19 protein-coding genes are annotated in these 20,083 nt (G+C 65.4%); 12 read left to right on the forward strand and 7 right to left on the reverse strand.

Annotated features, from left to right (window positions below; translation table 11 throughout):
• The first annotated feature begins 66 nt into the window (after positions 1-66).
• Positions 67-882, forward strand: coding sequence for a DUF2927 domain-containing protein (locus XH90_RS28675; protein WP_194477631.1), 816 nt, complete (start codon positions 67-69; stop codon positions 880-882).
• A 25-nt stretch (positions 883-907) separates the two neighbouring features.
• Here XH90_RS28675 and XH90_RS28680 read toward each other — a convergent pair whose 3' ends face one another.
• Positions 908-2,035, reverse strand: coding sequence for a pyridoxal-phosphate dependent enzyme (locus tag XH90_RS28680; protein ID WP_194477632.1), 1,128 nt, complete (start codon positions 2,033-2,035; stop codon positions 908-910).
• A 305-nt stretch (positions 2,036-2,340) separates the two neighbouring features.
• Here XH90_RS28680 and XH90_RS28685 point away from each other — a divergent pair, with 305 nt between their 5' ends.
• The 3 genes from XH90_RS28685 to upp are packed head-to-tail and all read left to right on the forward strand — an operon-like array spanning position 2,341 to position 5,526.
• Positions 2,341-3,597, forward strand: coding sequence for a GTP cyclohydrolase II (locus XH90_RS28685; RefSeq protein WP_194477633.1), 1,257 nt, complete (start codon positions 2,341-2,343; stop codon positions 3,595-3,597).
• A 7-nt stretch (positions 3,598-3,604) separates the two neighbouring features.
• Positions 3,605-4,843, forward strand: a complete 1,239-nt coding sequence (locus XH90_RS28690) for a URC4/urg3 family protein (RefSeq protein ID WP_194477634.1) — start codon at positions 3,605-3,607, stop codon at positions 4,841-4,843.
• 53 nt (positions 4,844-4,896) lie between these two features.
• Positions 4,897-5,526 carry a uracil phosphoribosyltransferase gene (upp, locus tag XH90_RS28695; protein ID WP_194477635.1) on the forward strand — a complete coding sequence of 210 codons (630 nt, stop codon included), beginning with the start codon at positions 4,897-4,899 and terminating at the stop codon, positions 5,524-5,526.
• An 8-nt stretch (positions 5,527-5,534) separates the two neighbouring features.
• Here upp and XH90_RS28700 read toward each other — a convergent pair whose 3' ends face one another.
• Both XH90_RS28700 and XH90_RS28705 read right to left on the reverse strand, forming a co-directional pair.
• Complete coding sequence (locus tag XH90_RS28700; protein ID WP_371748271.1) at positions 5,535-6,662, reverse strand: M48 family metallopeptidase; 1,128 nt, start codon at positions 6,660-6,662, stop codon at positions 5,535-5,537.
• 3 nt (positions 6,663-6,665) lie between these two features.
• Positions 6,666-7,814, reverse strand: coding sequence for a YjgN family protein (locus XH90_RS28705; protein WP_194482847.1), 1,149 nt, complete (start codon positions 7,812-7,814; stop codon positions 6,666-6,668).
• 372 nt (positions 7,815-8,186) lie between these two features.
• On the opposite strand from XH90_RS28705, the gene XH90_RS28710 reads away from it, so the two are divergent.
• Together XH90_RS28710 and XH90_RS28715 are read left to right on the forward strand one after the other, a co-directional pair.
• On the forward strand, positions 8,187-9,449 hold the full coding sequence (locus XH90_RS28710) for a cytochrome P450 (protein ID WP_194477636.1): 1,263 nt from the start codon (positions 8,187-8,189) through the stop codon (positions 9,447-9,449).
• A 94-nt stretch (positions 9,450-9,543) separates the two neighbouring features.
• The gene (locus tag XH90_RS28715; RefSeq protein WP_194477637.1) at positions 9,544-10,818 is read left to right on the forward strand and encodes a cytochrome P450; all 1,275 of its coding nucleotides are present in this window, start codon (positions 9,544-9,546) and stop codon (positions 10,816-10,818) included.
• A gap of 266 nt (positions 10,819-11,084) precedes the next feature.
• On the opposite strand, the gene XH90_RS28720 is transcribed toward XH90_RS28715, so the two are convergent.
• On the reverse strand, positions 11,085-12,005 hold the full coding sequence (locus XH90_RS28720) for a LysR substrate-binding domain-containing protein (protein WP_194477638.1): 921 nt from the start codon (positions 12,003-12,005) through the stop codon (positions 11,085-11,087).
• A 125-nt stretch (positions 12,006-12,130) separates the two neighbouring features.
• On the opposite strand from XH90_RS28720, the gene XH90_RS28725 reads away from it, so the two are divergent.
• From XH90_RS28725 to mdlC, 4 genes are all read left to right on the forward strand, one after another.
• A complete protein-coding gene (locus XH90_RS28725) occupies positions 12,131-13,300 on the forward strand; it encodes an acyl-CoA dehydrogenase family protein (RefSeq protein ID WP_194477639.1) in 1,170 nt (389 codons plus the stop codon).
• A gap of 9 nt (positions 13,301-13,309) precedes the next feature.
• The gene (locus tag XH90_RS28730; protein ID WP_194477640.1) at positions 13,310-14,407 is read left to right on the forward strand and encodes a CaiB/BaiF CoA-transferase family protein; all 1,098 of its coding nucleotides are present in this window, start codon (positions 13,310-13,312) and stop codon (positions 14,405-14,407) included.
• A gap of 15 nt (positions 14,408-14,422) precedes the next feature.
• Positions 14,423-15,274 carry a MaoC family dehydratase N-terminal domain-containing protein gene (locus XH90_RS28735; protein WP_194477641.1) on the forward strand — a complete coding sequence of 284 codons (852 nt, stop codon included), beginning with the start codon at positions 14,423-14,425 and terminating at the stop codon, positions 15,272-15,274.
• Between the two features lie 123 nt (positions 15,275-15,397).
• Positions 15,398-17,020: a benzoylformate decarboxylase gene (mdlC, locus tag XH90_RS28740; protein WP_194477642.1), complete on the forward strand. Its 1,623-nt coding sequence runs from the start codon at positions 15,398-15,400 to the stop codon at positions 17,018-17,020.
• Between the two features lie 6 nt (positions 17,021-17,026).
• Here mdlC and XH90_RS28745 read toward each other — a convergent pair whose 3' ends face one another.
• Positions 17,027-17,803: an SDR family NAD(P)-dependent oxidoreductase gene (locus XH90_RS28745; protein ID WP_194477643.1), complete on the reverse strand. Its 777-nt coding sequence runs from the start codon at positions 17,801-17,803 to the stop codon at positions 17,027-17,029.
• A 75-nt stretch (positions 17,804-17,878) separates the two neighbouring features.
• Here XH90_RS28745 and XH90_RS28750 point away from each other — a divergent pair, with 75 nt between their 5' ends.
• Positions 17,879-18,340, forward strand: coding sequence for a MarR family winged helix-turn-helix transcriptional regulator (locus XH90_RS28750; protein ID WP_194477644.1), 462 nt, complete (start codon positions 17,879-17,881; stop codon positions 18,338-18,340).
• A 1-nt stretch (position 18,341) separates the two neighbouring features.
• Here XH90_RS28750 and XH90_RS28755 read toward each other — a convergent pair whose 3' ends face one another.
• Both XH90_RS28755 and XH90_RS28760 read right to left on the reverse strand, forming a co-directional pair.
• Entirely contained in the window at positions 18,342-19,136 is a 795-nt protein-coding gene (locus tag XH90_RS28755) for an SDR family oxidoreductase (protein WP_194477645.1), read from the reverse strand.
• 72 nt (positions 19,137-19,208) lie between these two features.
• Complete coding sequence (locus tag XH90_RS28760; RefSeq protein ID WP_194477646.1) at positions 19,209-19,904, reverse strand: hemolysin III family protein; 696 nt, start codon at positions 19,902-19,904, stop codon at positions 19,209-19,211.
• Here XH90_RS28760 and XH90_RS28765 point away from each other — a divergent pair.
• A complete protein-coding gene (locus XH90_RS28765; RefSeq protein ID WP_194477647.1) occupies positions 19,903-20,073 on the forward strand; it encodes a hypothetical protein in 171 nt (56 codons plus the stop codon). The genes XH90_RS28760 and XH90_RS28765 overlap by 2 nt on opposite strands.
• The last annotated feature ends 10 nt before the right edge of the window (positions 20,074-20,083 follow it).

The raw sequence follows: 20,083 nt of genomic DNA on the forward strand, positions 1-20,083 counted from the left end.
ATGCTGCCCGCCGCGTGAATTTGCGGACTTGTGCGCGGGCAGCGAATACGGCAGCGTGGCGCGACGATGAGCGCATTGGTCCCGCCCTCGGCTGCCCCTCGCTTCGCCCTGCTGGCGTTTGCAGCGTTCGCGCTCGTGCCTGACACCGCGCCCATGGCGACCGCCGGCGAGCTACCCGCGATCGCCTCGCGGCAGCGTACCGAAAAGAAGAGCTTTGCCGACGCCGAGATCGTCGACGGCTTTTTCAAGACCGCCTTCGGCGCCGAATACCACCTCGCCGGCCGTGTCGATCGCATCCGCAAGTTCGACGGACCGGTGCGCGTGTTCGCCGAGACCGACCGCGCCGACCGCAAGGCGCAGCTCGCAAGGGTCGTCGCCGACATCGGCAAACGCGTGCAGCATCTCGACATCGCCATGACCGACACCGCCGAGGCGGCGAATGTGCGGGTGAAGCTGGTGCGCGACCGCGACCTCTACCGCACCATCACGAGCTTCTACGGCGCGGAGAAGGCGCGCGAGATCCGCACCTCGCTCGATCCGCAATGCCTGTCCGGCTTCCGCAAGAACGAACAATTCGAGATCGAGCATTCCGACGTCATCCTGACCGTCGACACCGGCGACTTCACCTTCCTCGACTGCGCCTACGAGGAGGTGCTGCAATCGCTCGGGCCGATCAACGACACCGCCAGCGTGCCGTGGACGATGTTCAACGACAACGTCTCGATGGGCTATTTCGACGTCTACGACCAGTACATCCTCAATTTGCTCTACGACCCCCGCATCAAGGCCGGCATGACCGTGCTGGAGGTGAGAGCGGTGCTGCCCGAGGTGCTCGCCGACGTGCGCGCCTGGGTGAAGCAGGTGAACGATCTGAAGGAGTGAGCGCGCCGCCGTTGCGAGCCCCGCCCTACTGCACGAGGTCGGCCACGGTGGTCGCCGCCTTCAGCCCGGTGCCGGTGAGGACTGCCACCGTGGTCTCGTTCGCCTTGATGGCCCCGTCGGCCGCGAGTTTCTCCAACGCCGCAGCCGCGCTGGCGCTGGTGGGCTCGGCGAAGAGCCCCTGCCGCGCAAGACGCCGCAGGGCGGCGACGATCTCGTCCTCGGTGAGCGCGACCGTGCCGCCGCCGCTTTCACGAAGAGCGCCGATGATCTCGCGCAGCCGCAGCGGGGACTTGATCGCGGTGCCCTCGGCGATGGTCTTGCTCACCTCGCGCGCGACGGGCGTATCGACGCCGGCCTTGAAGCTGGCATCGATCGGCGAGCAGTTGAGCGGCTGCGCCGCGAACAGGCGCGGCAGCTTTGCGATCTGCCCCGCCTTCAGCAGCTCGCGGAAGCCGAAGGCGCAGCCGAGCAGGCTGCTGCCCGCACCGACCGGAACGATGACGTTGTCGGGCGCGCGAAAGCCGAGATCTTCCCAGATCTCGTAGGCAAGCGATTTTGTGCCTTCGAGGAAGAACGGCTGCCAGTTGTGGCTGGCATAGAAGGTCTGGCTCGACTGCCTGATGGCTTCCGCCTCCGATTCCTCGCGCGGGCCCTCGACGAGTTGCACCTCGGCGCCGTAGGCGCGCACCTGCGCGATCTTGGCCGGCGAGGTCGAGGCCGGCGCCAAAATCTTCACGCGCATGCCGCCGGCCGCGCCAAGCCCGGCCATCGACGAGCCGCCGTTGCCGGAACTATCCTCCAGGATGGCGTTGACGCCGATCTGCCGGAGGAACGAGAGCATGACCGCCGAGCCGCGGTCCTTGAAGCTGCCGGTCGGATTGAACCATTCGAGCTTGAAGAACGGCCGCAGATCGCCCCATGCCTGCTGCACCAGCGGCGTGCATCCGGTGCCGAGCGAAATCGGGTCCTTGATCTCCACCGGCAGCGCCGCCCGGTAGCGCCATAGCGAGCGCGTACCGCTGTCGATATCCGCCCGCGAGATCCCCGCCCCCGGCGTCACCAGCAGCGGCGTGCGCTCATCCGAACACCAGCGCGGCTCATCAAGCGGATAGAGCTTTCCATTGCGGGGATCGATGTAGCTGGCGGTGGGCATGGCATTCTCCGGGGCGGGCCGATCCGGTCGATATGTCCGAATATGCAGGTTTTATCCAGTCACCTGTTTCGGCGCCGCCGCCCCCTCCCCTTCAAAAATTCGAACGATTACATAGATATAGAACACGTTCCGGCGTCGTTCGCCGGTCTGGACGAGGAGGCGAACGCCAGCCCGCCACGATTAACTTGTCTGTCGCGGGTCGCCGCTACAATATGTTGGATTGCGTCGCCGGGGCTTCGTTCCGGCAACGCTGATGAGCCAGGCCCGTCCGAGCGGCGGGCCGTTGGCTTTTTGGGAGTTTGGCCATGAGCCGCGCGAACCGTACCGACCATATCCGCCTCACCTCGCACCCCGAGCCGGGCCGGAAAGCCGCCTTCCCGATTCACTGGGGCGCAGCCGACGCGCGCGCCCGCGGGCCGATCATTGGCACGGTGTCGCGCGCCGGGGATCGCAACGTGATCGGCAGCCATGGCGGCTCCTATGCGATGTACCGCGCGCTCGCCGTCTCCGCCGGCGCGCTCGATCCCATCAGGCGCCCGGATCTCACCAACACCTTCCCGGCCGCCACCATCGGTCCGTTCGAACAGTGGCGCGATCCCGCGAAAATCGTCGCGCTCGATCCCTGGGGCCATCTGGTCGCCGAGAACTTCGGCAAGGACATCGCCGAGGGCGTCGATATCCGCCCGAGCATCGCGATCACGCGCGCGCGGCTCGACCTGCCCGAGATCCGCGAGGCGCTGGCGGCCAAGCGGCTGCGCGCCGACGGCGAGGTCGTCCATGCCAATGGCAGCGTCTCCGTGGTGAAGATCGCGATCGATCCGGTCTGGTACCTGCCGGGCCTTGCCGAACGCTTCGGCACCGGCGAGACCGAGCTGCGCCGCACGCTGTTCGAGCAGACCGCCGGCATGTTCCCGGAGCTCGTCACGCGCCCGGACATGAAAGTGTTCCTGCCGCCGATCGGCGGCACCACCGTCTACATGTTCGGCGATGTGACAAAGCTGCCTGATCATCGCACCAGGATCACGTGCCGCGTGCATGACGAGTGCAACGGCTCCGACGTGTTCGGTTCCGACATCTGCACCTGCCGTCCCTATCTGATCCACGGCATCGAGGAATCCGCGCGCGGCGCGCAGGAGGGCGGGCTCGGGCTCGTCGTCTACAACCGCAAGGAAGGCCGCGCACTCGGCGAGGTCACCAAATTCCTGGTCTACAACGCGCGCAAGCGCCAGGAGGACGGCGATGCCGCTGCCGCGTATTTCGAGCGCACCGAATGCGTCGCCGGCGTGCAGGACGCGCGCTTCCAGCAATTGATGCCTGATACGATCCACTGGCTCGGCCTGAAGCGCATCGACCGTTTCCTGTCGATGAGCGACATGAAATACGACGCGCTGACCTCTCAGGGCATCGACATCGTCGAGCGCGTGCCGATCCCGCCTGAGCTGATCCCGGCGGACGCCTATGTCGAGATCGCCGCGAAGAAGGCGGCCGGCTATTACTCGACCGACATCGCGCCCGAGAAGGACGTCGATGGCGTGGTCGGGCGTTCGCTGGAAAAATACTGATCCGGCGATGGCGGACGTTTTGGAACAACAGGCACGCGCGCTGCTCACCGCGAAGGCTGTTCGCGCGCGCGCCGGACAAATGCTCGACATCGGCCTGCGCGACGGGCTCACGCATTTCACCATCGATCTCGATCGCATGGACGGAGTTGCGGAGGCGGTGCTTGTCGTCACGCGCAAGGCTTACCCGACGCTCGACATTCCCTTCCACGCGCGGTGGCGGCATTTTGTGTCCGGCGGCGCGGACCGCTGGGCGCAATTGGCCGACGCGACATCGTGGCCCGATCGTGCGGCACGGGCGCGGGCGGAATTCGACCTCGCCATCGTCAGCGTCCTGCTCGACGCCGGCGCGGGCGCGACGTGGCGATACCGTGATGCGATGACCGGACAAGGCATCGGCCGCTCCGAGGGGCTCGCGATCGCAAGCCTCGACATGTTTGCCGGCGGCCTCTTTTCGCGCGATGCGCGCGCGCCGTCCAGGGTCGATGCGGACGTGCTCGCCAAGCTGCCGCTTTCGGCACTGACGTCGGCCTTCCAGGCGAGCGAGGCCAATCCGCTGCTGGGCCTCGAAGGACGCACCGATCTGCTGCAACGTCTGGGCAGGCTGGTGGCTGCGCGCGCCGATGTCTTCGGCATGCAGGACAGGCCGCGGCCGGGCGGCTTGTTCGATCATATCGCCGCGCAAGCGAGGGGCGGCGCCATCCCTGCGCCTACGATCCTGTCCGCGGTGCTGAACCAGCTCGGACCGATCTGGCCGTCACGACTCGAGCTCGCCGGCGTTCCGCTCGGCGATTGCTGGCGTCATCCTGCGATCAAGAGCGACGATGCGACCGCCGGCCTCGTGCCGCTGCACAAGCTGTCGCAATGGCTGAGCTATTCGCTGATCGAGCCGCTCCAGCGCGCAGGCTTCGAGGTCACCGACATCGATGGCCTGACCGGGCTTGCCGAATACCGCAATGGCGGCCTGTTCGTCGATCACGAGGTGCTGTGCCTGCGCGATCCCGCCGACGCCGAGCGCGCGCATGCGGTCGACTCGCTGCTCGTCGTCGAGTGGCGCGCACTGACCGTCGCGTTGCTGGATCGTGTCGCCGATCTTGTTCGCGCCAAGCTCGACCGCACGCCGCAGTCATTGCCGCTCGCCAGCATTCTGGAAGGCGGCACCTGGGCCGCCGGCCGCGCCATCGCGTTTGCGCGCCGTCCCGACGGCTCACCGCCGCTCAAGGTGATCAGCGACGGCACCGTTTTCTAGCCCACCCTTGTTGCCCGCCGCACTGACTTGAAGAATTTCAGGAGCATCCGATCATGGAAGGCGTCACGATCGTCGATCATCCGCTGGTGCAGCACAAGCTGACCCTGGTGCGGGACAAATCGATCTCGACAAAGTCGTTCCGCGAGCTGATCAAGGAGATCGGCATGCTGCTCTGCTACGAGGTGACGCGCGACCTGCCGCTCACTGATACCGTCATCGAGACGCCGCTGGCGACGATCCACTCGGCCAAGATCGCCGGCAAGAAGCTGGTGTTCGTGCCGATGCTGCGCGCCGGCACCACCTTCGTCGACGGCATGATGGATCTGGTGCCGACCGCGCGCGTCGCCCATATCGGGCTCTACCGCGAGCCAGAGAGCTTTGCCGCGGTCGAATACTTCTTCAAATCGCCGTCCGATCTCAGCGAGCGCCTCGCGATCGTGGTGACGCCTGTCGTCGCCACCGCCAACACGGCCGTCGCCGCCGTCGACCGATTGAAGGAGCGCGGCGCCAAGGACATTCGCCTCGCCTGCCTGATCGCTGCACCGGAAGGACTCGAGCGCCTGCGCGGCCTGCATCCCGACGTGCACATCTGGACGGCAGCCGTGGATGAAAGTCTCGATGAAAACGGCTTTATCCTGCCGGGCCTCGGCGATGCCGGCGACCGTGCTTACGGAACGCGGTAGGCGCTAAGCTAAATCTTCCCGCTGCCGCAGATGCCCTTCAGCGCCTGCCACTCCTTGTCGGTCAGCAACGGCGGGCCGCTGGCGGGACGGTCCTCTTTCGTCATGCGCGCGAGGCGATCCTCGGTGAGCGGATGGCTCGCCAGGATCGTCGACAGGCCCGAGCCTCCTTCCTTGCCGGTGATGCGGAACATCAACTCGGCCGCGGGCTTCGGCGAGCGGCCGAGCGCGTGCATGATCTCGATCGCAAAAGTGTCGGCATTGGTCTCGGCCTCGCGCGAATAGGAGGCTTCGACCACGCTGCGCGAGGCGAAGATCACGGCGGAGGAGCCGGTGACGTCGCCGAACAACAGGCCGATCAGGAACGAGGTGCCGCCGTTGTAGATCAGGCCGCGCATGTTGTCGGAGTGCTTGAGATGGCCGAGCTCGTGGGCGAGGATGCCAACGAGTTCGTCGGGATTTTCGGCCTTGTCGAGCAGTCCGCTCAGCAAATAGACCTTGCCGCCCGGCAGCGCGAACGCGTTCGGCACCGAGGTTCGCAGCACGCCTGCCGTCATGGAATCGTCGTCGAGGCCGGCGGCATCGCGCAGCCGGTTGACGAGCTTGCGAAACGCCGCCTGACCGGCCGCGTCGTCGCAGGCCGCGCCGCGGAAGATCGTCTTCACCTGCACCTCGGAGGCATCGCCGATGCGCCGCTCGATCGGCTTCGGCACCAGCGGCGCGAGGCGGTCCGCGGCCAGCGGCACGCCGAACAGCACCACGCTGACGATGGAGATGGCGGCCGCGACCGACCAGCCCACGATCTTTGCAACACCGCGGCCCGTGGTCTGGTGCTCGTCGATGCTCGGACAGCGTGCGACGAGACCGGCACTGAGCGCCGCATCGCGAATCTCGAGCCGCGCCAGCGGCGGCGCGGACATGGAGGTCAGGCGCAGGGTGCCGGCCGGACTGTCGGCGCGTCGGATTTCGGCGTAGGCCCAGCGCGTGACGGTCGCCTGCCCATCGCTCGGCTCGACGATCTCGAGCGCATCGCCCAGCGTCAGCACGACCTGGCGCCGGCGGCTCGACAGGCCGTCGAAGAAGATAGCCTTTTGTCCGGGCTTCGTCTCAGCGCCGGGCTCGGCAGTCACATCACTCACGATCTAGAATCCCGCGACATCGAGACCATCGGCAAAACCTTCGCCAAGCGCGCTGGCCAGTTCGCCGCTGGCGCGAACGTCGGCCGCGGCTCCGATATCATGCACCGCGACGGTTTCCAGTACCTTGGCCCAGAGATCGCGCTGCAGATAGACGCGCATGATGATGTTGATGGCAAGCGCCAGCGCGAGATAGCCGATCACCATCGCCACCAGCATCGGAATGCTCTTGGCCGCATGACCGGGCCCGAACACCTGCTCGGGCGGCAGGCCAGTGAGCTTGACGACGAGCAAGGTGGCACCGCCGATATAGAAGCCGAACAGGGTCGAGAGCAGCATCCACCAGCCGATCATCTTCCAGTACAGGCCGTAGAAGGCATTGTGCGGCAGATCCGAGGACAGGCTGACGCCGCCGATGCGGATGCCGTTCAGCCACCAGCGCCATTCGCGCGCCTTGAACTCGGCATAGAAGAACGGCGCGAGCGGGAAGATCACCACCGCGATCGGGCTCAGCAGCCACAGCCACCAACCGCGCTTGAAGAATTCCCAGCCGGTGCCTTCGAAGTCGCCTTGCAGATCGCCGAAATGCGTATGCCGCATCTTGTAACGCTCCAGCGACGCCTCGCGCCACGGCAGCGCCAGGCCGAACGTCATGAACACCAAAAGACCCCAAAGCATCGCACGGAAGGAATAGGCCCAGCCGGAGCCGTCCATCCAGAAGCGGACGCCACGCCAGACCGTGCGCGTCAAACGATAGCGACGCGCGCGAAAGATCGCGAACTGGCCGAAGGCGTAGAACGAGATGAACAGCGGCGTCGAGGCAAAGCCCTGCCAACGTTCGAACTCGATACCGACGAGGAAATAGCCGAGATAGATCGGCACCAGGATCGCCAGCGCGAACAGGAAGCCGACCAACAGCTCCTTGGCCCGGCCGGTGTATTCGGCGGCATCGCCGTCGATCGCGGTGTTCGACCACAAATGCCTGCGGATGTCGGTGACGAGCCAGAACCGGTAGAAGCCGAAGGTGACCAGCTCCAGCATGGCCCCCTTGGTGACCATCTTGCGGAACTCGGTGCGATTGCCGGTGAAGTCGACCTGCGTGGGCGGCAGCGGCGGGGGGACCGGTTCGGAGGGGCCGATGGGAGCCCACTGCATGTCGTTCACGGCGGCAACCTCGGGATGCGGATCCGATCCGCTCAAACTATAGATCAGAGATTAGTCGATCCCCGGGGTGGCCGGGTTCGATTTACCTCGGTTTCGAGCGAATTATCGGACGTCTCCGTTGGCCAGGGCGTGCTGAAGATCGCGCTGGCGGATTCGTCGCCCGGACGGAGCGCAGCGCAAATCCGGGGCAGTGTCGGTTGCGGGCCGAATCCCGGATTTTCGCTTCGCTCAATCCCGGATACGCACCTCGCTTGCGGCAAAACTGCCGCTTGCCCCGAAGCACGTAACGCGTTGTAATTGTAGTTCAAATACCGCAGCGCAGAATTCACAAAAATCGCGCGGTCCACGCCAGGGAGAACGGTCATGCACGGGACCATCGAGAGCGCGAAGATCGACGCATTGCGCGAGCGCGCTTCGTCGCTGCCGCTGGAGCAATACGATCCCGGCGATCCTGAATTGTTCAGGACCGATACGTTCTGGCCCTATTTCGATCGTCTGCGCCGCGAAGATCCGGTGCACTATTGCAAGGATTCGATGTTCGGGCCGTACTGGTCGGTGACGCGCTACAACGACATCATGGAGATCGAGACCAACCATTCGGTGTTCTCCTCGGCCTCCGCGCTCGGCGGCATCACCATCCGCGACGTCGATCCCGATCTGCGCCGCGAGAGCTTCATCTCGATGGACCCGCCGCGGCATGCGGCGCAGCGCAAGACCGTGGCGCCGTTGTTCACGCCGACGCATCTGGACAATCTCGCCCTCAACATCCGCAAGCGCTCCGCCGAGTGCCTGGACAACCTGCCCCGCGGCGAGGTGTTCGACTGGGTCGACCAGGTCTCGATCGAGCTCACCACGCAGATGCTCGCGGTGCTGTTCGACTTCCCCTGGGAGGACCGCCGCAAGCTGACGCGCTGGTCTGACATCGCGACCACCATTCCCGGCGCCGACGGACTCGTCGCCACCGACGAGGAGCGAATGGCCGAACTCGGGGAATGCGCGGCCTACTTCTCACGGCTCTGGAAAGAACGCGCCGAGCAGCCGCCGAAGAGCGACCTGCTCTCGATGATGGTTCATAGCGCGGCGACGCGCGACATGGACGCGAAGAACTTTCTCGGCAATCTCGTTCTTTTGATCGTCGGTGGCAACGACACCACCCGCAACACGATGTCGGGCTCGATCTATGCGCTGAGCCAGCATCCCGAGCAGTACCGCAAGCTGCGCGAAAACCCCGCGCTGCTCGACAGTTTCGTGCCCGAGGTGATCCGCTGGCAGACGCCGCTCGCGCATATGCGCCGCACGGCGCTCTCGGATTTCGAGTTCCGCGGCAAGCAGATCAAGAAAGGTGACAAGGTCGTGATGTGGTACGTCTCGGGCAATCGCGACGAGGAGGCGATCGAGAAGCCGTACGACTTCATCATCGATCGCGCCCGGCCACGCACGCATCTGTCCTTCGGCTTCGGCATCCACCGCTGCGTCGGCTTGCGGCTTGCCGAACTCCAGCTCAAGATTATCTGGGAAGAGATTCTGAAGCGGTTCGACCATATCGACGTGATGGGCGAGCCGAAGCGGGTGTATTCGAGCTTCGTGAAGGGTTTGGAAACGCTGCCGGTCAAGATTGCGGCGTGACCTCCGAATTATAGTGTATAACATTGGCAATTGCGACGACGCCCCTCGCCTCGCCACTGCGACGGCGCGAACGAACACACTGGAGCGACTGCCCATGAACATTCAGACACCGGTCAAGACCGACAAGGCCGAACGCATGCGGCGCGCGCGCGAGGAAGCCTATGCGACCCCGCTGAAGAATTTTCATCCGGGTGCGCCAAGACTGTTCCAGGACGACACGCTGTGGCCGTGGTTCGAGCGGCTGCGCAAGGAAGAGCCGGTGCATTACTGCACCAACGCGCCGATCGAACCCTACTGGTCGGTGGTGAAATACAACGACATCATGCATGTCGACACCAATCACGGCATCTTCTCGTCGGACTCGACGCTCGGCGGCATCTCGATCCGCGACGTGCCCGAGGGCTACGACTGGCCGAGCTTCATCGCGATGGACCAGCCCAAGCACTCGTCGCAGCGCAAGACCGTGTCGCCGATGTTCACGCCGACCCATCTGGACGAACTGGCAAAACTGATCCGGCAACGCTCGCAGACCGTGCTGGACAATCTGCCGCGCAACGAGACCTTCAACTTCGTCGAACGGGTTTCGATCGAGCTGACGACGCAGATGCTGGCAACCCTGTTCGACTTCCCCTGGGAGGAGCGGCGCAAGCTGACGCGCTGGTCCGACGTCTCGACCGCGCTGCCCAAGAGCGGCATCGTCGCCTCGGCCGAAGAGCGCCGCCGCGAGATGGACGAGTGCTACGCCTACATGTCGAAGCTGTGGAACGAGCGAGTCAACTCGGCGCCACGCAACGATCTGTTGTCGCTGATGGCGCATAACGACGCCACGCGGTTCATGGATCCCGACAACCTCATGGGCAACATCATCCTGCTCATCGTCGGCGGCAACGACACCACGCGCAATACCATGACGGGCTCGGTGCTGGCGCTGAACGAGAACCCCGAGCAGTACGACAAGCTGCGCGCCAACCCCGGCCTGATCGACACCATGGTGCCCGAGGTGATCCGCTGGCAGACCCCGCTGGCGCATATGCGCCGCACCGCGCTTGCCGATACCGAGATCGGCGGCAAGCACATCAAGAAGGGCGACCGCGTCGTGATGTGGTACGTCTCGGGCAACCGCGACGAGGAGATGATCGAGAAGCCGAACGACTTCATCATCGACCGCGCGCGCCCGCGCACTCATCTCTCCTTCGGCTTCGGCATCCATCGCTGCGTCGGCATGCGCCTCGCCGAGCTGCAGCTGCGAATCGTCTGGGAGGAGATGCTGAAGCGGTTCGACCGGATCGAGGTGGTCGGCGAGCCGAAACGGATCTATTCCAGCTTCATCAAGGGATATGAGTCGCTGCCGGTGAGGATTGCGGCCTAAGGCCTATCCTCCGTCATTGCGAAGGCAGCTATAGAATTCCGGCATGACAGCTCGCGCAACATGCGAAGGGCCGGCCGCCGCCTTGTGTCCTAAGCACTCACCGCGCGCTCGCTGCGCCCCCTCGCCCCGCTTGCGGGGAGAGGGTTGGGGTGAGGGGGAGTCTCCACGGGGACGGTGACAATTGGACTCGCGGAGACTCCCCCTCACCCGGAATTTGCTCAGCAGATTCCGGCCTCTCCGCGCAGGCGGGGAGAGGCAAAGAAAGGTCAACTCAATTTGATGTCCCACACGCCTTCCTTGCGGCAGGCGGCGACTTCCTCGCGCAGGAGCGCGGTGATGGCGAGCGAGGCCGTCGAGGCCGGGCGGTCGATCGGAGAGGCGAAAATGAGCTCGCGCGTCATCGGCTTGGAGACGATAGCGGTTTCCAACCGGCCGTCCGCGACCTCGCCATGGACCGACGAAGGCGGCAGCAGCGCGAAGCCGAGCCCTTCCTCGACGAGGCTCGTCAGCACGCGGAACGAATCTGCCTCGAGCTGGACGTCGAGCTTGATCTTGCGCTGGGCTGCCGCATGCTCGATCAGCGCGCGGAGGCCGTGCGAATGACTGGGCAACACCAGGCGCTGCCGCAGCAGCCAGCCGACATCGACGCTCTTCCTGCGCGCCAGGCCGCAGCCGCGCGGGCCGACCGCGACGATGTTGTCGCGTCCCAAGCTCTCGACGTTGAGATGCAGATCCGCCGAGCGGCCGTACAGGATGGCGAGGTCCATCTCGCCGCGATGCAGCCATTCGACCAGATGGCCGCTGTAGCTCTCGACGATGCGCAGCGAGATGCCCGGATATTTTTCGACGCAGCGCCGCGCGAAGCGCGCCGACAGCACGCAGCTCACGGTCGGAACCAGGCCGAGCACGACCTGCCCCGACGGCGGCCCCTTCGCCGACTGGATGTCGTCGCGAATCTGGTCGATCTGCCGCACGATGCCGGAGGTGCGCGCCAGCAAAAGGCGCCCGGCTTCGGTCAGCACCATGCCGCGGCCGTTGCGGGTGAACAGCTCCGTGCGCAGCTCGTGCTCCAGCAGCTTGATCTGCCTGGAGAGCGCGGGCTGCGCCACGCGCAGCGTGTCGGAGGCCTTGCTCAGGCTGCCGAGCTCCGCCACGCAACTGAAGGTCCTGAGCTGCCGGAAATCCATGCTTGCCAATCCTGGAAGGCTACTCCATACGCTATAGCAAATGAGCATAGGGGGCTGGCGTTGTTTTCACAACGCCGGAGGATCGGCCGGCGTTATCTTAACTGCCGCTACCAACGGGAAACGCCATGACTGAGCAACACCACAGCGAAGATTACGCCGACATCCGCGAAGCCGTCGCAAAGCTTTGTGCGCAGTTTCCCGGCGAGTACTGGCGCAAGCTCGACCGCGAGATGGCCTACCCCAAGGCTTTCGTCGACGCGCTGACGCAGGCCGGCTATCTCTCGGTGCTGATCCCCGAAGAATATGGTGGCGCCGGCCTGAAGCTTTCCGCCGCGGCGGCGATCCTGGAAGAGATCCAGCGTGCCGGCTGCAACGGCGGCGGCTGCCATGCCCAGATGTACACGATGGGCACCGTGCTGCGGCACGGCAACGCCGAGCAGAAGGCAAAATACCTGCCGAAGATCGCGAGCGGCGAATTGCGCCTGCAGGCGTTCGGCGTCACCGAGCCGACCAGCGGCACCGACACGTCATCGCTGAAGACCTTCGCGCGCAAGGAAGGCAACGACAGCTACATCGTCAATGGCCAGAAGATCTGGACCAGCCGCGCCGAGCATTCGGACCTGATGGTGCTGCTGGCGCGCACCACGCCAAAGGAGCAGGCCAAGAAGCGGACCGATGGCCTGTCGGTGTTCATCGTCGACATGCGCGAGGCCAGGAACAACGGCCTCGAGATCCGCCCGATCCGCACCATGATGAACCACGCCACGACCGAAGTGTTCTTTACCGACATGAAGGTTCCGGCGGAGAACCTGATCGGCGAAGAAGGCAAGGGTTTTCGTTACATCCTTTCCGGCATGAACGCCGAGCGCATCCTGATCGCCGCCGAGTGCGTCGGCGACGCCAAATGGTTCATTGCCAAGGCGACCAACTACGCCAGGGAGCGCACGGTGTTCGGCCGACCGATCGGCCAGAACCAGGGCATCCAGTTCCCGATCGCGAAGGCCTACGCCTCGATGCGGGCGGCCGAGCTGATGGTGAAGGAAGCCACGCGCAAATACGAGGCCGGGCTCGACTGCGGCGCGGAGGCCAACATGGCCAAGATGCTGGCCGCCGATGCGTCCTGGGAAGCGGCGAACGCCTGCATCCAGACCCATGGCGGCTTCGGCTTTGCCGAGGAATACGACGTCGAGCGCAAGTTCCGGGAGACGCGGCTCTATCAGGTCGCGCCGATCTCGACCAACCTGGTGCTGTCCTTCGTCGCCGAGCATGTGCTCGGCATGCCCCGCTCGTACTGAGGTCGCATCATGGGAGCACTTGACGGGATCAGGGTGATTGCGGTCGAGCAGGCGGTGGCCGCGCCGTTCTGCACCTCGCGCCTGGCGGATGCCGGCGCCGAGGTGATCAAGATCGAGCGGCCCGAAGGCGATTTCGCCCGTGGCTATGACGCGGCCGCCAAGGGCCAGAGCAGCTATTTCGTCTGGCTCAACCGCGGCAAGCAATCCGCCGTGGTCGACCTCGCCACCAAGGAGGGCCGCGCCGAGCTGGAAAAGCTCATCGCGAGCGCCGACATACTGGTGCAGAACCTCAAGCCGGGCTCGATGGACAAGCTCGGCTTCTCCCGGGCGCGGCTTCTGAAGGACTATCCGAAGCTGATCTCGTGCACGATCACCGGCTATGGCGACGAGGGCCCCTACGCGCATCGCAAGGCCTACGACCTGCTGATCCAGGCCGAGAGCGGCCTTGCCTCGATCACCGGCAATCCTGACGGCGCCTCCCGCGTCGGCGTGTCGATCGTGGACGTCGCGACCGGCGCCACGGCGCATGCGGCGATCCTCGAAGCGCTGATCGCGCGCGGCCGCACCGGCAAGGGTGCGGACATCCGCATCTCCATGTTCGACGTGATGGCGGACTGGTGCACCGTGCCGCTGCTCAACGCCGAGGCCGGCAATCCGCCCAAGCGCATGGGGCTGCGCCATCCCTCGATCGCGCCCTATGGCGTGTTCACCTCGAAGGACGGCAAGGACATCCTGATCTCGATCCAGAGCGAGCGCGAGTGGAAGACGCTGTGCGCCGAGGTGCTGGACCAGCCCAATCTGCCCGCCGACCCCCGCGTCGCCAACATGGTGGAGCGCGTGCGCAACCGCGACTTCACCGACACGACGGTCGCTGACATCTTCGGCAAGCTGACTCGGGACGAACTGCTGAAGCGGCTGTCCGACGCCGACATTGCGTTCGCCGAGGTCAACACCATGACCGATCTCACCAACCATCCGCATCTGCGCCGCATCGAGGTGGACACGCCGAATGGCCGCGTCAGCTATCCCGCGCCCGCGCCGATCATCGTCGGCGAGACGCGCAGCTACGGCGCCGTGCCGGCGATCGGCGAGAATCCGAAAAGGTAGGAAGAGCGAGGCATCATGACCGAGAAGCTCGACGTCGATCACCTCCGGCAATGGATCGGCCGCAGCACCGAGGCCACCGACATCGTCACCGCGCAGCTCGTGAAGGGCCTGCGCGCGACGCTGTTCCAGGATGTCGGCGAGCCCAAGGCCGGCGATGCCGCACCGTTCACCGTGCATTGGTGCCTGGCGCAGCCGGTGTTTCCGATGTCGATGCTCGGGCCCGACGGCCACCCGACCCGCGGCGGTTTCCTGCCGCCGGTGCCGCTGCCGCGGCGGATGTGGGCCGGCGGCGAGATCGAGTTCCTGCAGCCATTGCGCGTCGGTGATGAATCGACGCGGACCTCGCGCATTGCCGATGTGCAGGTGAAGACGGGCTCGACCGGCACGCTCTGCTTCGTCTCGGTCGAGCACAGCATTTCCTCGCCACGGGGCGTTTCCATCCGCGAACGCCAGGACATCGTCTATCGCGAGATGACCAGCAGCGCGCCCGCGAGCGCGAAGGCCCCGTCCCCGCCGCCGAAGGCGCAGCACCGCGAGACGCATGTCTCCGATCCCGTGCTGCTGTTTCGCTACTCCGCGCTGACTTTCAACGGCCACCGCATCCATTACGACCGCGACTACGTCACCAAGGTCGAGGGCTATCCGGGCCTGATCTTCCACGGCCCCCTGCAAGCCGCGCTCATCATCGAGATGGCGGCAAAGCTCCGCAGCGGCAAGCCGCCGAAGAAGTTTACCTATCGCGGCCTGCAGCCGCTGTTCGAGGGCAGCGAGTTCTCCATCAATGCCAACGAGACCGACGCTGGCATGGAGCTGTGGACCGCGAATGCCGAGGGACAGCCGACGATGAAGGGCACGGCGGTGTGGTGACGGCGACACCGTCATTCCGGGACGGTCCGCCGGACCGGACCCGGAATCTCGAAATTCCGGGATCCATGCTTTGCATCGCCCCGGGATGACGAACGAAACAATAAGCAGCGGGGAACGGAAACCATGTCCAAGAACGGCAAGACCGGCAGCAAGTCCGTCACCGTCAAGCAGGCGACGCTCGACCTGCTGCGCGCGTTCGGCATCAGACGCGTGTTCGGCAACCCCGGCTCGACCGAGCTTCCGTTCCTGAGCGACTGGCCCGACGACATCGACTACGTGCTGGCGCTGCAGGAAGCTTCCGCCGTCGGCATGGCCGACGGTTACGCGCAGGCGACACGCAATGCCGGCTTCATCAACCTTCATTCGGCGGCCGGCGTCGGCAACGCGCTCGGCAACATCTACACCGCGCATCGCAACCAGACGCCGCTGGTGATCACCGCCGGCCAGCAGGCGCGCTCGATCCTGCCGCTGCAGGCATTTCTTTACGCCGAGCGCGCCTCGGAATTTCCGCGGCCCTACGTCAAATACAGCGTCGAGCCGGCGCGGCCCGAAGACGTCCCGGCCGCGATCGCACGCGCCTATTACACCGCGATGCAGCCGCCGTGCGGGCCGACCTTCGTGTCGATCCCGATCGACGATTGGGCCCATGCCGCAGCGCCAGTCGAAGCGCGCAAAGTCAGCCGCGAGATCGGCCCCGAATTCGATGCGATGAAGGCGCTTGTCGCGGCGCTTGGTTCCGCAAAACACCCTGCCCTGGTCGTCGGTCCCGGCGTCGACCGCGCCGGCACGGTGGATCTGATGGTGCGCGTCGCCGAGAAGGCAAGGGCCAGCGTCTGGGTCAGCCCGTTCTCGGCGCGCTGCTCGTTCCCCGAGCGTCATCCGCAATTCGCAGGCTTCCTGCACGCCTCGCCGGCACAGCTCTCCGATGCGCTCCGCGAGCACGACCTCGTCGTCGTGATCGGCGCACCTGTTTTCACCTTCCACGTCGAGGGCCACGCCGCGATCTTCGATGGCGGCGCGACGATCTTCCAGATCACCGACGATGCGGACGCGGCCGCGGTGACGCCGGTTGGCACCAGCATCATCGCCACGATGAAGCCGGCGCTGAGCCTGCTGCTCGACATGCTCCCGGACAGCAAACGCGCCGCGCCAAAGGGCCGCACGCTGCCGCCGGCGCCGCAGGCCGCCGATCCGCTGCCGGTCGAATTCCTGCTGCATTCGCTGTCGCAGGCGATGCCTGAAGGCGCCTCGCTGGTCGAGGAAGTGCCCTCGCACCGGCCGGCGATGCAAAAATTCCTGCCGATGCGCGGCCAGGACAGTTTCTACACCATGGCGAGCGGCGGCCTCGGCTACTCCCTGCCCGCCGCCGTCGGCATGGCTCTCGGCAAACCGAACCAACGCACGGTCTGCCTGATCGGCGACGGTTCGGCGATGTATTCGATCCAGGCGCTGTGGACGGCGGCCCAGCGAAAGCTGCCGCTGACCATCGTCGTCATCAACAATTCCGGCTACGGCGCGATGCGCTCGTTCAGCCAGGTGATGCAGGTGCGCAATGTGCCGGGACTGGAATTGCCGGGGATCGATTTCGTGCGGCTCGCCGAAGGCATGGGCTGCCATGCGGTGCGCGTGAGCAAGGCCGCCGAGCTCGGTGAGGCGCTGAAGCGCGGGATGGCGCACAAGGGCACGAGCCTCGTCGAGGTCGTCGTGGATTCGGCGGTGCCGGTCCTGTACGGGCAGAAGCATTAGAGGGCACTACGCCGCCAGAAATCCCCCGTCCGCCGCCAGCACGTGGCCGACTACATAAGACGACGCATCCGAGGATAGCCACACCACGGCTTCCGCCACCTCCTCCGGCGTGCCCATCCGCCGCAGCGGCAGGCCGGCGCCGACGGTCGCGACATCGCCGACGCCGGCGCTCAGCATCATGTCGGTGATGACACGGCCGGGTGCGATCGCGTTGATGCGGATGCCGCGCGGGGCGCTCTCCATCGCGGCAGAGCGGGTCAGCGAAATCGCGGCGGCCTTCGAGGCCGAATAGAGCGCGAAGCCCGGATTGGGATTGCGCACGCCGCTGACGGAGGCGTTGACCACGATGCTGCCGCGCCCCTGCGCCAGCATGACAGGCAATTGATGACGCAGGCAGAGAAACAGCGCGCGAACATTGGTGTCGAACACGCTGTCGTAGATATCAGTGCCCTGCTCCTCCAGCGGCGCGCGGCGTTCCTGGAAGCCGGCATTGTTGAAGGCGACATCGAGACGGCCGCAGCGCTCGACGGCGGTGCCGACGAGGCGCGCGACGTCATCTTCTTGCGTGATGTCCGTCTTCAGCGCGACCGCTTCGGCGCCGAGTTCGCGGCACGCCGCGGCTGCAGCGTCGATCTCGGCCTCGCGCCGGCCCGCGACAATGATTGCCTCGGCGCCCTCGGACGCCATCCGCAGCGCCGTGGCGCGGCCGATGCCGCTGCCGCCGCCCGTGACGAGGCAGACCTTGCCTCTCATCCGCTGGCCGGTTGGCAAGGTTCCGCTCATGGCCCACTCCAAAACGCTTGCGCGCGCCGTTGCGCGCATATAGTTGTATGATACAACTATATGCCGGGAGTCAAGATGGCTGAGCTTTCGCTGATCGACGACATCCGCTCTGCCTCGCGGTTGATGGTGCGTGAGCTCGGCTTCATGGATGCGACGGTGGCGGAATCGAACTATCCGCCGTCGGCCGTGCACACGATCCTGGAGATCGGCATCCGCGGCCCGCTGACGTCGGGCGAGCTCGGCGCGTTCCTGCACCTGGAGAAATCCAGCGTCAGCCGCCTGGTGCGCAAGCTGGTCGATTGCGGCGAGCTACGTGAGACGCCCGATGAATCGGATGCCCGCAGCAAGCTGTTGTCGCTGACGGCAAAAGGCCGGCGAACGCTGGAGGCGCTGCATGCGTTCGGCCGCCGGCAGGTGCGCGGAGCGCTGGCCGCGCTGTCGGAGGCCGAGCGGCGCACGGTGCGCGAGGGGATGATGCTCTATGCACGGGCGCTCAGGCAGAGCCGCATCGCTGACGAAGCAGAAGCGGCCGCCTAGCCTACTTCCCGAACTGCTCTCGCATCTTCGCCTGGATCTTGGCCATGCCGCCGATCCAGCGGTCGTAATTCTCGGTCTTCTTGCGCATATAGCCGAGCACCTGGGGGTGCGGCAGGATCAGGAACGTCTCCTGCTCGAGGCCGGCGAGGACGTCCTTGGCGACCTGCTCGGGCGAGAGATCGCCATCGCCGGATTGCGGGCCCTTGGGGATCGAGCGCAGCATGTTGGTGTCGACGCCCTGCGGGCAGAGAATCGAGACCTTGATGTTGTCGGCCTTGTGCGAGATCGCGAGATTTTCGGCAAAGCCGACCGCGGCGTGCTTCGTCGTCGAATAAGCCGGGCTGCCGACCTGCGACAGCAGGCCCGCGGCCGAGATGGTGTTGAGGAAATAGCCGCCGCCGCGCGACTTCATGCGGGGGACGAGATGCCGCGCCGCGTAGACATGGGCCATCACGTGGATCGCCCAGCTGCGCTGCCAGGGCTCATCGGACGCGCCGCCGGCGTTGACCGACATCGGATCGAAGCCGCCGCCGATGCCGGCATTGGAGCAGAACAACGCGATGGGGCCGAACTGCCGCTCGGTCTCATCGATGACGTGCGAAATATCCTTTTCCTGCGCGACGTCGCATTTGAACGCCGCGCCATCAACCGTCGCCGCGACGGCGCGCGCGTTGGCGGCATCCATGTCCGCGACCACGACCTTGGAAGCACCTGCCCTGTGAAACGCCTCGCACAGCGCCTTGCCGATGCCATTTGCGCCGCCCGTGACGACCACGACCTTGCCGGTCACCTGCATGCGACGTCTCCTCTCTCTTATACAGCGCTTCGCTCGTATGCCGCTTGGCTTATGCCGCTTCGCGGAACTTAGCTAGCTCAACACGAGGTCGAGCACCGCGGTATAATGGCATGCCGCGCCGGCCAAGACAAAGCCGTGCCAGATCGCGTTCTGGAAGCGCAGCCGCCGCCAGGCGTGGAAGATCACGCCAAAGCTGTAAAGCAGGCCTCCCGCCAGGATGAAAGCCAGCACCAGCGCGGGCAACGCCCTGACCACCGGCCCATAGAGCATCACGCCGCTCCAGCCCATCGCGAGATAGATGCCGACAGCGACGCGATCGAACCTTCCGGGGCAGAGAAGCTTCAGCACGATGCCGAGAACCGCGACACACCAGACACCGGCGAGCAGCACCAGCGCGAACAAGCTGTCCTTCACCTCCAGGATGAACGGCGTGTAGGTCGCGGCGATCAGCAGATAAATCGCGGAATGATCGAAGCGGCGCAGCAGCCATTTGGCGGGCGATACCGGCCACAGATTATAGGTCGCGGACAGCACCAGCATCGACATCAGCCCGGCGACATAGATCGAGACGCCGACGATGTTGGTCGCATCGGCATAGACCGCCGTCAGCACCACCAGCACGGTCGCGGCGATGATGCCGGCGAGCACGCCGATGCCATGGATGATGCCGTCGGCGATCAGCTCGGCGCGATCGTAATTCCAGCCGATCACGTCGGCTGCGGCGTGGACGGAGGTGGATGCAAGTCGTTTCAATTGGAAGACGGTCATGGCAATCCGCAAAGCAAAGACAAGGCCACTCTTCAAGAAGTCTTTCGGGACCGGAGCGTCGTTCAACCGGCTGATCGCCGATAAAGGCGGTGGAAGTATGAAGCTTGATTTTCCTCACGCAATTGCCACTTTTGTGAACGGCTTCACTGTTCCGCCCGCCCGGGATTAAATCACGTTCA

The sequence above is a fragment of the Bradyrhizobium sp. CCBAU 53338 genome (assembly GCF_015291665.1).
GTDB lineage: Bacteria > Pseudomonadota > Alphaproteobacteria > Rhizobiales > Xanthobacteraceae > Bradyrhizobium.